Here is a 12,322-nt window from a genome sequence, read left to right on the forward strand (position 1 = left end):
AAAGATGATTTTAAGAGCCGATAATTTAGTAAAAACATACAAAGGAAGAAGTGTGGTAAAAGGCATTTCGGTAGAAGTAAACCAAGGAGAAATTGTGGGTTTATTAGGCCCTAATGGCGCCGGAAAAACCACTTCTTTTTACATGATTGTTGGATTAGTAAAACCAAATGCCGGCAACATTTATCTTGACGATATTGATATTACCCATTTCCCAATGTACAAAAGAGCACAGCAGGGAATTGGTTATCTGGCACAGGAAGCTTCTGTTTTTAGAAAACTAAGTATCGAAGATAATATTTTGAGCGTTTTACAACTGACCAAGCTTTCAAAAGAAGCCCAAATTGCTAAAATGGAAAGCCTGATTGCCGAATTTAGTCTGGAACACATTCGCACCAATCGTGGCGATTTACTATCCGGAGGTGAACGCCGTAGAACCGAAATTGCGCGTTGTTTGGCTACCGACCCAAAATTTATTTTGCTTGACGAACCTTTTGCAGGAGTGGATCCTGTAGCTGTTGAAGACATCCAAAGAATTGTAGCGCAATTAAAAAATAAAAATATCGGAATCTTAATTACCGACCACAACGTTCAGGAAACTTTAGCCATTACCGACAAAACCTATTTGATGTTTGAAGGTGGAATTCTAAAAGCCGGAAAACCGGAAGAATTAGTGGAAGACGAAATGGTACGCAGAGTGTATCTGGGACAAAATTTCGAATTAAGAAAAAAGAAATTGGAATTTTAATATGAAGTTGGAAGCTGGAAGTTAGAGGTTAGAAGTATCGAAAACAGAATATAGTTTGAATACCGAGAAAGCGATCAAGATTTAGTTATTGAATAAGCAGTTTTTAAAATTAGTATATAAAATGGAAAATCCAGACAATCCAAGTAAAGAAACCTTAGAAAAATGGTCTAAAGATCCAAACAATTGGATTTATGGAATTTTCTATTACAATCCTAAAGACAAACGCATTTTTCCTCCTAAAAAAATTGCATGGATGGGATTTACAATAAATTTTGCCAATCCTAAATCCGTGCTTACTTTAATTGGAATGATGTTATTCTTTGCTTTTATGATATTACTAATCGAAAGAACCAAATAAATTTTCAACAAAAAATTGAAGGCAAAAAGCAGTTTCCTAATTAGATGTTTAAAATTCTTAATCTAAAATCTAAATTCTGAACTACTCTTTAGTAATAAACTGCAATTGTTGCAAATCGCCATTAAAGATATTGACATCAACATTGCCGTTTATACCGGAAACAGCAGCCTTTTCGGTAAACTGCCAAAAAAGCCAGTCTTCGTCTAATTTTTCTCTGTAAAAATTATAATTGGCTATCCAAAAAAGATAATCGGAGAATTCTTCTTTCAGGAAATCATCATAATAACTTTCCCCTGTATAAATGATGGGTTTCATTTTATAATGTTCCTCAACCTTATTCAACCAGCGTTTCAAGCCAATTTTTAGTCGCTCAACAGACTGATTTTCGGGTAGTTTTTCTATATCCAAAACAGGAGGTAAATCGCCTTTTTGCAAACGAACGGTTTTTATAAAAAGTTCGGCTTGTTCTATCGAATTTTCATTCGGTCGGTAATAATGATACGCCCCTCGGATAATATTATTTTCTTTGGCTCCCTGCCAATTTTCCCTGAATCTTTTATCTAGCCGATTGTTCCCAACAGTAGCGCGGACAAAAACAAAAGACAACTCATAATCATTATCCAAAGTACGCACGGCATCCCAGTCAATTTCATCCTGATATTCCGAAACATCAATTCCTATGGCTTTCGATTCATTTTTTTCTAAAACCTGAAAGTTCCGCACATCCGAAAGTCGTTTTTCACGGGCTTCATTGTCCAAAACCTTATCGGTTTTAAAACTAAAATAATAAGCCAAACCATTTCGATAATGATAAATAATTCCAAAAAACAGCAAAACAGTCACTGCAACAACAGCTAACTTAATGAGTTTTTTTCGAAAAGCTGAAGTCTTCTTTTTTGATTTTCCAGAAGTGGTTCGGCGTCGATTATTTTGTTTTGCCATCCAATGAAAATCTATTATTCAAAATTGATAATAATACATAAGCAATGATTACCAATGGGACTCCGGCATACTGAAAAAATACCAACAACAAAACCGACAATGTCAGAAAACCAATTTGAAGCAAATTATCTTTTAATGTGAATTTCTTGATTTTTAAAGCAAACAAAGGAATTTCGGCATTTAAAATATAAGCACTAAAAGCAGTAATCAATAGCAAAACCCATTGACTAGTGAGCATTTCGAATGCCGCGAAAGAATCGGAATATTTGATTACCAAAGGCAAACTCAACATAAACAAAGAATTAGCCGGTGTAGGTAAACCAATAAAAGAATCGGTTTGACGGGTATCAATATTAAAAAACGCCAAACGATAACAAGATCCCAACGTAATGATAAATCCCAGGAAAGGGACATAAGGACAAGTCGAAATTTCGTGCTGACTGTTTACTAACAAATAATACATTACATAACCCGGTACTACGCCGCTGGTAACCATATCGGCTAAGGAATCCAATTGCAAACCTAATTCACCCGTAACTTTAAATAAACGGGCAAAAAAACCATCAAAAAAGTCAAAGAAAATCCCTAAAAACACAAAGAAAAAAGCCATTTCAAAATCCTGATTACTCACAAAAACCATGGCAATACAACCACAAAAAAGATTTAGTAAAGTAATGGCGTTAGGAATATGCTTTTTAATATTCATTTTTGATTTGTTTTTAAGAATAGTTCACAAATTTAATACAATAGCATTTGTAAATTCAAATTAGTCGAATAAAAATTGGGATAAAGGACAATGATAAATAACAACAGCTCATCAAAAAATGATACTTTTGAAAAAAATTAGCAAAAGACTCTCAGTATGGTGAATATTTTTCTTTCTAAAAAAACAGTATTTCTTGTATTCCTTTTAAGTTTTTTTAATGCTGTTTGTGCACAAAGCATTCAATTATCCAAAGAAGCTTCGGTAAGCGTAATCACTTGTGGCGTTGGAAACGAATCTTATTCTCTTTTTGGACATACTGCTATTCGAATTAAAGATGCGGTTAATTTTGTAGATGCGGTTTATAATTACGGTGCCTTTGACTTCAATACGCCTAATTTTGTTCCAAAATTTGCCAAAGGAGACCTTCAATATTTTGCTGTAGTCAATCGTTACAGTGATTTTATCAATCAATACAGCTATGAAAACCGTTCGGTTGATGAGCAGGAACTCCAAATTCCACTTACACTCAAACAACAACTTTTTGAAAATCTAAATAACTCATTGGCATCAGGAGATAGTCATTATACCTATAAATTTATTGATAAAAACTGTACTTCGATGGTAGTGGACATTATCAATAAAACTTTAGGAGAAACTGTAATTACTAAAAAAACAGATACCGAACTGACTTACAGAAGTATTTTGTATCCTTATTTTGACCATCATTTTTATGAAAAATTAGGAACCAGCATTATTTTTGGCAGCAAAGTAGATGCAATGGGGACAAAATTATTCCTGCCTTTAGAATTGCAAAAAAGCTTAAAGCTGATTCAATATAAAAACCAGGCTTTAGCTCCTAAGAACCAAACTCTTTTACACTTTGAGGAATCTCATCCAAGCTCCTGGTGGAATAATATTTATTCGTATCTAATTGCATTGGGTCTATTAGTTATTTGGAACAAAAAAAGAGTGCATTATGTTTATTTTGCCACAATGGGACTGCTGGGATTGTTCTTTCTGTTTATGGGATTTTATTCCAATCATTTGGAATTAGCCAATAATTACAATGTTCTATTATTCAATCCAACATTGTTAATATTATGCTTTTTTTACGCTGCAAACAACAGAGCATGGACTTATAAATTAAGCTTATTCAACCTTTGTTTGTTATTGATTTACTTAGTTGTTTTAATCAACAAAGCCCACTTACTAATTGTTCTGCCTTTGTTACTAACTTCTGCCTATTTTTTAATACAATTGGCAGTAAAAAACAAGAAACCAATACCAATCATCATTTAACCTGGATTACGTATTGGAACACAGATTAAACGGATTCTTTAATTATTATTAAGCATAAAATCTGCGATAATCTGCGGGACAAAAAAACAAAAAAATCCTAATGCGGATTCTGGGTTTAAAAATTATGACTGTCCGCTAAGCAGACCAAATGAAAAATAGGCCACAATCCCGATAGCTATCGGGACGGATTGAAGAGATAAAAACGGATTTTTTAAGCTTTTTATAAATTACAATTTGCGAAAATCCGTTAAAATCAGTTTCACCTGTGTGCCATTCTCAATAATTGGTATGAGAAACAGATAGTCATATAAAAAATTATTGTCCTCTATAAAACAATACTGTTGTAATTGTTTTTAATGCAATATTAAAATCGAGATAAAAGCTCCTGTGTTTGATATAATACAAGTCGTACTGCAATTTTATCAAACTGTCTTCGATAGTTTCTCCATACGAATAATTTACCTGCGCCCAACCGGTAAGTCCCGGTTTTATGATGTGGCGGGTTTCATAAAAAGGCATTATGGAAGCAATTTCTTTTACAAAAAATGGTCTTTCCGGGCGTGGGCCTATCACTGCCATTTCGCCTTTTAGAATATTTAAAAATTGAGGAAACTCGTCCATTCTGGTTTTTCGCATAAATCTTCCAAAAGCGGTTACTCTAGTATCATTAACTGTAGCAAAAACAGCCTTAGCTGATTCGGAATTTTCAATCATGGTACGAAATTTCAGAATATTAAAAACAACACCATCTTTGCCTACACGCTCCTGAGTGTAAAACAAACTTCCCTTATTGGCTATTGTATTCATTAAAAAGATAAAAGGAATCAACAACACGGCAACAAACAAACCTACAAGGGAAACTAAAACCTCCAGTATTCTAACAATCAACAAGTACAAACGGTTTTGATTACTTCGGCTAAAAGGGAAAAAACGATAAAAATCACGCTCTACATACTGCACCGGAATGCGTTGTGTTTTTTCTTCATACACCTGCGAATATTCTCTGATTACTTTTCCCGACTCTAACAATTTCAACAACTGCTGGTACAATTCAGTAGTAATACTATCCGGTTTTTGAGTTCCAATTACAATTTCGGTAATGTAATTTTCTTTTACAAAGTCAATTAAATCTCCGGGATTAATACATTTTACAGGCAACAATTTATCTTCTGATGATTCATTAGACTCGCAATGGCTTACATAAGCAATTATTTTATAATGTGGATCAATATCTTCCAAACCCGATATAAGATCATTTAATTGCTCCTTATCACAAACCAATAAGGCTTTTTGATGAAAACGTTTGGATGCTAAAAAACGCACATAAAACACTCTCCACAAAATCAGAGAAAAGAAAACAACAAAGAGAAAAGTGACTATCTGAAGTCGGTTTGAAGGTAAAACGGGTGAATATACCGGCGTTAAAAAATAAGCCAAAACCGTTGTAGTAACCGTAAGAATCGTACTTTTTATAATTGAAAACTCATTACTTGCCACCTGAAGATTATAGAGTTCAAAAATGGTACCTATAATTTTAAGATAAGTAATTAAAACAACCAGATTAACCCAATTCAAAACCGATGATTTTAAGTACTCTAACTCAAAAAAAAGGCCTACTGTGTATAAAGCCACAACCACGCTAAACACATCTACAAGATGCAAAAGCATTTTTCTTTCGGATATTTCAAAATGGATTCTGTCTTTTGACATATACTTTTTACTTATGTTGGCAAGATACTCTGTTCCGTTAAAAAAAGCAATATAAAGGAATTAAATCACAGGACGAACACATCAGTTTCAGGAATAAAAAACCAACCACAAACCTGTCTGCCGACAAGCAGGTTATACAAATTCGAATATTATAATATTCCTCGAATCTACCCAGAGCAGATAAAATTTGAGCAAATTAGTGTAATTCGTGGCAAAAATAAAACTCATTCGTATTCCCTTAATTAAAGCTAAGATCATAAACTCTTTTAACTTTAAAAATAATACTCTTTAAAAAGCCATAATTTCAGTTAAAAACCATGAATCTAATTATACCATTTAGAAATATAGAGCGGTCTAATTGTTTTTTGTCAAATCGAGCGCAGTCGAGATTCAATAGTAGTTCTCGACTGCGCTCGAACTGACAATTAAGAACATTTATATTTCTAAATGGTATTATTCCTTTACTTTTTGAATGGGGTCAAACTGCACATGCAACAAAGCCAATGCGTAAAGAAAAGCAGGTGCCGCTGTTCGCATGGCGGCATGATTAATGGTTAGAAGCCAAAATATATAGAATGAGAAAAAATAAACATTTTGATAATTAATTAAAAAAAGAATTAGGGGAGTAATCAAAAGGATGATTAAGATAAACACCCCAAACATACCGTGTTCTGATAACAATCGGGTTATTTCATTATGGGAAGCCACCTCTTGTCCCAGCATTTGTTCCCGATACGATTTTCCTAAACCTATACCAACTCCCAAAATTGGGTTTTCTTTAAAAAGCTCCAATTCGGTATTCATTACCTGTTCCCGACCTCCCAAACGGTCTTCTTTTACTCGTCCTGCTGCATCCTGATTAGCATATCGTTTACTAATCAATCCACTGGTTTGAACAACACTATAACTCCAGATTCCCAAAGCCATAATTCCGCTGAGTACAATAATCCACTTTAACTTTCTTTTTCCGGATGAATTACTGAATAAATAAGACGCCAAAAGTACCAAAACAATCATTGCAAAACCTGTAATTACTCCCCCTCTTGAAAAAGTAACAATAGCCCGATAACTCGTAAACACAAAGAGAAAAGCATTTAAACCCATAATAATTACAGATTTAGACATAAAAACGAATTGGCAGAAAAAAACAAACATCCCTAAGCCCAGAATAGTAGATACCTGATTAGGACCAAAACCTCCGGAAGTGGCAAAATTAGACTGAGTTCCCGTTACCACATCGCGAACACTTGGATTGTACAACAACAAATAAACTAAAGTAGCTATGATAGGTAAACCAAAAAGTACTACCACATTTTGTAACTGAACATAAAGCAACCGCCTTTGATAACAATACAAGGCGCACAATCCCAAACATATTGGTCCGGAAATATTAAAGGTAATGGCTTTTCTTATTTCTAAATTAATCTCCTGATTGCTCATGGTTATTAAAACAGCAGGAATTAAAAACAAAAAATAGAACCAATATGCAAAACTACTTTTAGAAAAACCACTTAAAACAAAACCCAACAACATCAAAAAAGAAACCACCACTTTGACATATTCATTATTCAAATTCCCTCCTGTCATTCGCAAAAAAACCTCAGCACCTACTATATAAGCAGCAACATACAAGACTTCGTTGTTTTTATTATTGTTTTTAATAACATAATAAAAGCCAAAAACCGCAATTGCTAATGCGTAGATTTTAGACAAAAAAGGAATGAAAAAAATAATGACCGCTATTCCAACATGAAACAGTGCCAGATTGATATAATTAATTTCCGATTTATTCATTTATGGTTGTTCTTATCCAATGGATGTATTTTTTTATACTAGAAGCTTCCGAAAAATGCTCCACTACAGTCTGATGCAGGTTTTCTGAAAAACGCTCCCGAAGTATTCTATCATCAATTAATTCAACTAATCGATTATAAAACAGCACCCTATCATTTGGCGGTACTAAAAACCCATTTTTAGTATCTGCAATAACAGCTGCCACCTGCCCTACCTGAGTGACAACAACTGCTTTTTGATGCAATCCGTATTCTAAAAGTGCTACCGGCAATCCTTCCGAATTAGAGGTTAAAACTCCTATTTGAACTTGTGCTAAAATTGCAGCAACATCCGAACCGGAATCATATACAAAAACGTGATTTTCTAATTGTTTACTTTTCAGTTCTTCTTTCAATGCTTCCGAATAGTCGTCCTTAAAATCTTTACCCAATAAATGAAAACTCCAATCGGGATGTGACTCTCTTAAGCTGGAAGCAACATCCAATAACAAAAAATGATTTTTTTGCTGCCGCAAATTAGCTAAACAGACAATACGTTTTCCTGATTCTCCTTTTAAAAAAGTTTGCCTTTCAACCACACTTTCGACCATTGCGAAATTAGGCAAATAAATCACATTCTTAAAATGCAATTGGGTCTTTGACCAGCTTTGAAGGTTCTCATTTACGGCTATTATTCCGCTAAAAAACCATCTGCCTATTTGTAAAAAAAAGTGAGGTCTCTTTTCTAAAAAAGCACTGTTTCCATAATGATCGTGCCAAATAATTTTAATTTTTGGCAGAGTCAATTTGACTAATACCGCTAAAAAAAAGGACGAACTATGTGCCTGAATAATTTGTATTTGATGTTGAATAATGTAATTTCTAAGTTGAAAAACTGCCTTACAATCGAGTGTGCTTTTTTTATTTAAAAATAAATAAGCTGCTTTTTCAAGCAATTGTTTTTTCAGACTTCCTTCCTTACGAGTAGCTACTAAGGCTGAAAATTCAATTTCAGCCGCAAGTGCATTGGCATAATTCACCGCCATGCGTTCGGCACCACCGGCTTCCAGGGAATCTATGAGTTGTAAGATTCTCATCCTTGTATTATTTTTTGAATTTCATTTTCAAAACGTTCTAAAGTATAATTTCTGGACCAATTGAGTGCAGCTTTGCTTTTGTCTTGAAAATCCTTCGGATGATTTATCAATGCTATAATTTTTGCTACATCTTTGGCTAAATCCATTTGTAACAAAATCCCTCTATTACCTTCGTCTAGCATATAGGGAACACAGGAAACCGCAGTTGCTATTGGTACACAAGCCCAAAACATCCCTTCGGCAATTGCTTTTGGCCAACCTTCACTTTTAGAAGGCAAAATCACAAAATGACTTTCCTGATAGGCTTTTTTTAGTACTTGCTGATTTTGATTGCCGTGTAAAAACACATATTCTTTCAAATTATTAACTTCAATATATTTCTCTAAAACTGTTTTAAGTATCCCTTCTCCATAAATATCTAAAACTACATTTTGATTCGTTTGAAGTATTTGTTCTACTAATCGAATCGCATATATTGGATTTTTTCCTTCCACCAAAGTCCCTACAAATAGTAGTCTTATTTTTTCTTGCTGATTTATTGTTTTGGAAATCGCTGCTTCTTCTTGCTCTGAATAAGTCGCTGTAAAAAAAGGTTTCAGGTTTTTAGACTGGTTTTCCCAATTGCCATAGACTAAGACTTGCATATTCCGAGTCAAAAAAGGATTATTCAAAATCCATTTCTGTAACCGATAACTCCATGGTTGTTTGCTTTTAGGATCCCAATTTCCGGCATATTTGGCTGTTTTTGTTTTAGATGGAAAAAATATTTGCACTATACAAGCCAATAATCCTATATTCCCGGGACAACGAAGATGGATATGATCAGCCTGTTGCATGGCTTTAAAAATAGTGGATCTATTTTTTAATACTTTCCTAATAGAAGAAAAAGCCGATCTTATTGTTTTGACACTAAATTCTTCAAGAGTTATAGTTGTTAAAGTAGAAAAATTAATCTGAGAAACTAATAAGTTCTTATGTTCTTCCCATACTGGACAGCAAAATTGAATTTCATCAGTATGCTTAGCCCATATTTGCATTTCTTTTTCATAAGGAGTATACATGAATAATTTTCCTTTTAGCTGAACAATTGGCGATGATGAAAACACTATTAATCTCATAAGTTAAATATATTCTTTAGATCCTTTTGAAGAAATCTTAACTGCAGGAACTCCTGATACTATACTACTAGATTCAACATCTTTTATCACTAATGAGCAAGCACTTACTAAAACATCATCACCAATACAAATATTTCCTGCAACAACACTATTAGCTCCCAAATAAACATTATTTCCTATTTTAGGCACTCCTCTATTTTCATTTAATCCTGAGACTCCAATTGTAACTCCTTGTGAAACATTACAATTATTACCAACAACCGCTTTTGCATTAATAATGATACCTCCAAAATGACCAATATAAAAAGAATGTCCAATTTTAGCAGAAGAAGGAATAGAAATCCCTGTTAGTATTTCTATTATTTTTTGCCATATTAGACATACAACTTGAAATAATTGTTTTAAAACCGGAATTTTTAATTGATAAACAAAATTTGCTATTCGATATTGAAATATAGCCCAAAACCCTTGAGTAAAAAAAAGTATCGAAACAAAATTCCCACCATACTTTTTATATTTTTTATAATCAGAATACAATAATTGAAACAAATTCATAAAATTTATTTTGGATTATTAAAAGTTAAACTCCACCAGCCTACAAAACGCCCTAAGGATTCGGTTAAGGCTGCTTTTTTATTTGTAGTTGTAAATATATTTGAAAATCTAATTATTGTTAACAGTATTGTGATAGCATGCCATTTGAATTTATCTTTAAACGCAGGATTGGGATTTTTTACTCTCCATACATACCAACCATTGCGCACTACCATTTTTCCGTACTGGTATTGGTCGGGCCTTCCTGATACTGCATGAAAATGAGAAAGTCTTGCGTTAGTATTGATTACATTTTTTCCGAAGGCTAAGGCTCTCAAAGAAAAATCGGCATCTTCATAAAGGCCATAGCCTTCAAAAAATTTAGAAAATTGAATGCTTTTAAAAACATTTTTTCTAAATGCCATTGCCATTCCTATTAACAAATCTACTTCGTATGTTTTTCCGGTAATTGGAAATCCAGAAGTTCTACCATGTGAAAAATCAGGCATTCTTCCGGATTCTAAATTAGGGGCTAAACCTAAATAATTTCGCATTCTATTTCGTAAGCCTTCTTTGTACACATAATTTTCAAACAAATAGTATTTCGTTTTATTGTAAGTCACATTAGGATCTTGAAGCTTCCAGCTGTTTTGATTTATAGTTACACCTCCTACACCTACAGCATCTTTCTTTGTTTCAAAAGTTTTTATAATTTCTTCAAAATAATCCGTTTCCAAAACCGTATCATCATCCAAAAAACAAACTACTTCTGAAGATTCGGCAATTTTTGAAATTCCAAAATTGCGTTGTCTGGTCAGTCCTCGATTTTCAGTAGCAACCAAAAAATAGTGTAAGTTTTGAAATGGATTCTTTTTTAAAATAACTTCCGTTTCCTGATTTAAAGAACCATCAACAATTAGAATTTCATTGGGATAGACTGTTTGTTCCTGAACCGATTGCAACAAACGCAACAAGGGCTCCGGACGCATATAGGTACATACAATTAACGTAAATTTCATTCTTTATCTGTCTTAAAAAGAGAATACACTTTTAAAAAATAGGCTTCCCGCTCTAAATGGGTTTGCCATAATTTTCGATTGTTTGCCTGCATCTGTTCGAATTCTCCCGGGCTTATTTTTTGGTGAAAATCTATCAGTGTTTTTTCTATATGTTGTTCTTGGGCAATAATACAATGTTTTTCCCAATTAATACTATCGCCTAGAGGCAATCTAAAATCGGTATCCACTAGCAAAGGAATACGCCCCATAGCTAATGTTTCATAAAAACGAACGGAGAAATTTCCAGCTCCCCTCATACAAAAAGTATAAGGATTCAATTCTATATTTTCCAGAAACTCCAAGGTTGTTTTTTTCTTTTCTTCGACTGTTCTGACTCCTGCTCTGTATTTATTTCTAAAAACAAAGTTGGCTTCAATCCCATCACTTTTTTCAAGTAATTTTAAATAACGGTATCGCTTAGTAGCTGAAGGATAAAAAGGCTGATAATCGGTTTGAATTTTCCCAATCCAACGTTTGAAATTATATTTATAAAAAAGCAGATACTCTTTTATTTTCTTCCCAAAAGAGTTGGTTGCATGACCTACAAAACCTATTTGAGGCAGTTCTAATTTATCTAAAGTTCTAAATTCTTTTAACAAAGAAACATAGGGGTCATTGATAAAGGAAGGCATAATAAACGTTTGTGTATTCAATTGTGACGCAAAACCACCTAATCTAAAAGTATAAACCCGATTTGTTAGGCTTTTACCATAATCTCCCGCTGAATACAACCATACTTTTTTATCTAAATCTAATGCCTTATTTATAAAAGCATTCAATTTTTGCTGACTTTTACTGCTATCAAAACGGGCAATATCAATGGGAACCACCACAATATCACAATTAGTGATTTCTGAAACAATTTGGTACTTATCTAACAAATTGGCATTCGACACATACCATAAATCAAACAATAACGGAAAAACATATTTTCTGTTTTCAGGAGTAAGATAGTTTTGGTCTGTGTATAGTTTTAGCATGAA

At 33.4% G+C, this 12,322-nt stretch carries 12 protein-coding genes; 3 read left to right on the top strand and 9 right to left on the bottom strand.

Features of this window, described 5'->3' with window-relative positions; translation table 11 throughout:
- The first annotated feature begins 4 nt into the window (after nucleotides 1-4).
- Nucleotides 5-745: an LPS export ABC transporter ATP-binding protein gene (gene lptB, locus FDM27_RS14580; protein ID WP_140487571.1), complete on the top strand. Its 741-nt coding sequence runs from the start codon at nucleotides 5-7 to the stop codon at nucleotides 743-745.
- 121 nt (nucleotides 746-866) lie between these two features.
- Nucleotides 867-1,103 carry a DUF5808 domain-containing protein gene (locus FDM27_RS14585; RefSeq protein ID WP_140487573.1) on the top strand — a complete coding sequence of 79 codons (237 nt, stop codon included), beginning with the start codon at nucleotides 867-869 and terminating at the stop codon, nucleotides 1,101-1,103.
- 81 nt (nucleotides 1,104-1,184) lie between these two features.
- On the opposite strand, the gene FDM27_RS14590 is transcribed toward FDM27_RS14585, so the two are convergent.
- Nucleotides 1,185-2,045 carry a glycoside hydrolase family 25 protein gene (locus FDM27_RS14590; RefSeq protein ID WP_140487575.1) on the bottom strand — a complete coding sequence of 287 codons (861 nt, stop codon included), beginning with the start codon at nucleotides 2,043-2,045 and terminating at the stop codon, nucleotides 1,185-1,187.
- Entirely contained in the window at nucleotides 2,029-2,751 is a 723-nt protein-coding gene (locus FDM27_RS14595; RefSeq protein WP_140487577.1) for a CDP-alcohol phosphatidyltransferase family protein, read from the bottom strand. Before FDM27_RS14595 ends, FDM27_RS14590 begins: the two co-directional genes overlap by 17 nt.
- Nucleotides 2,752-2,907: 156 nt before the next feature.
- Between FDM27_RS14595 and FDM27_RS14600 the strand changes: the two genes are divergently transcribed.
- A complete protein-coding gene (locus FDM27_RS14600; RefSeq protein ID WP_140487579.1) occupies nucleotides 2,908-4,050 on the top strand; it encodes a DUF4105 domain-containing protein in 1,143 nt (380 codons plus the stop codon).
- 315 nt (nucleotides 4,051-4,365) lie between these two features.
- Here the strand turns inward: FDM27_RS14600 and FDM27_RS14605 are convergent, their stop codons facing one another.
- From FDM27_RS14605 to FDM27_RS14635, 7 genes are all read right to left on the bottom strand, one after another.
- On the bottom strand, nucleotides 4,366-5,760 hold the full coding sequence (locus FDM27_RS14605; protein WP_255510562.1) for an exopolysaccharide biosynthesis polyprenyl glycosylphosphotransferase: 1,395 nt from the start codon (nucleotides 5,758-5,760) through the stop codon (nucleotides 4,366-4,368).
- Nucleotides 5,761-6,213: 453 nt separating this feature from the next.
- Nucleotides 6,214-7,554 (bottom strand): O-antigen ligase family protein, encoded by a 1,341-nt coding sequence (locus FDM27_RS14610; RefSeq protein ID WP_140487581.1) that lies wholly within the window; start codon nucleotides 7,552-7,554, stop codon nucleotides 6,214-6,216.
- Complete coding sequence (locus FDM27_RS14615) at nucleotides 7,547-8,629, bottom strand: glycosyltransferase family 4 protein (RefSeq protein WP_140487584.1); 1,083 nt, start codon at nucleotides 8,627-8,629, stop codon at nucleotides 7,547-7,549. The genes FDM27_RS14610 and FDM27_RS14615 overlap by 8 nt, the downstream gene beginning before the upstream one ends.
- On the bottom strand, nucleotides 8,626-9,747 hold the full coding sequence (locus FDM27_RS14620) for a glycosyltransferase family 4 protein (RefSeq protein WP_140487586.1): 1,122 nt from the start codon (nucleotides 9,745-9,747) through the stop codon (nucleotides 8,626-8,628). Before FDM27_RS14620 ends, FDM27_RS14615 begins: the two co-directional genes overlap by 4 nt.
- Nucleotides 9,748-9,750: 3 nt before the next feature.
- Complete coding sequence (locus FDM27_RS14625) at nucleotides 9,751-10,302, bottom strand: serine O-acetyltransferase (RefSeq protein ID WP_140487588.1); 552 nt, start codon at nucleotides 10,300-10,302, stop codon at nucleotides 9,751-9,753.
- A 5-nt stretch (nucleotides 10,303-10,307) separates the two neighbouring features.
- Nucleotides 10,308-11,300 carry a glycosyltransferase family 2 protein gene (locus FDM27_RS14630; RefSeq protein ID WP_140487590.1) on the bottom strand — a complete coding sequence of 331 codons (993 nt, stop codon included), beginning with the start codon at nucleotides 11,298-11,300 and terminating at the stop codon, nucleotides 10,308-10,310.
- A complete protein-coding gene (locus tag FDM27_RS14635) occupies nucleotides 11,297-12,319 on the bottom strand; it encodes a hypothetical protein (RefSeq protein ID WP_181161683.1) in 1,023 nt (340 codons plus the stop codon). Before FDM27_RS14635 ends, FDM27_RS14630 begins: the two co-directional genes overlap by 4 nt.
- Between the last annotated feature and the right edge of the window lie 3 nt (nucleotides 12,320-12,322).

The sequence above is a fragment of the Flavobacterium sp. GSA192 genome (assembly GCF_006386525.1).
Classification (GTDB): Bacteria; Bacteroidota; Bacteroidia; order Flavobacteriales; family Flavobacteriaceae; genus Flavobacterium; species Flavobacterium commune.

What these genes read in the sequence shown, in the direction of transcription:
- FDM27_RS14630 (WP_140487590.1), bottom strand. Translation starts at nt 11,300, where the DNA reads ATGAAATTTACGTTAATTGTATGTACCTATATGCGTCCGGAGCCCTTG.
- FDM27_RS14620 (WP_140487586.1), bottom strand. Translation starts at nt 9,747, where the DNA reads ATGAGATTAATAGTGTTTTCATCATCGCCAATTGTTCAGCTAAAAGGA.
- FDM27_RS14610 (WP_140487581.1), bottom strand. Translation starts at nt 7,554, where the DNA reads ATGAATAAATCGGAAATTAATTATATCAATCTGGCACTGTTTCATGTT.
- FDM27_RS14600 (WP_140487579.1), top strand. Translation starts at nt 2,908, where the DNA reads ATGGTGAATATTTTTCTTTCTAAAAAAACAGTATTTCTTGTATTCCTT.
- lptB (WP_140487571.1), top strand. Translation starts at nt 5, where the DNA reads ATGATTTTAAGAGCCGATAATTTAGTAAAAACATACAAAGGAAGAAGT.
- FDM27_RS14605 (WP_255510562.1), bottom strand. Translation starts at nt 5,760, where the DNA reads ATGTCAAAAGACAGAATCCATTTTGAAATATCCGAAAGAAAAATGCTT.
- FDM27_RS14635 (WP_181161683.1), bottom strand. Translation starts at nt 12,319, where the DNA reads ATGCTAAAACTATACACAGACCAAAACTATCTTACTCCTGAAAACAGA.
- FDM27_RS14585 (WP_140487573.1), top strand. Translation starts at nt 867, where the DNA reads ATGGAAAATCCAGACAATCCAAGTAAAGAAACCTTAGAAAAATGGTCT.
- FDM27_RS14615 (WP_140487584.1), bottom strand. Translation starts at nt 8,629, where the DNA reads ATGAGAATCTTACAACTCATAGATTCCCTGGAAGCCGGTGGTGCCGAA.
- FDM27_RS14590 (WP_140487575.1), bottom strand. Translation starts at nt 2,045, where the DNA reads ATGGCAAAACAAAATAATCGACGCCGAACCACTTCTGGAAAATCAAAA.
- FDM27_RS14595 (WP_140487577.1), bottom strand. Translation starts at nt 2,751, where the DNA reads ATGAATATTAAAAAGCATATTCCTAACGCCATTACTTTACTAAATCTT.
- FDM27_RS14625 (WP_140487588.1), bottom strand. Translation starts at nt 10,302, where the DNA reads ATGAATTTGTTTCAATTATTGTATTCTGATTATAAAAAATATAAAAAG.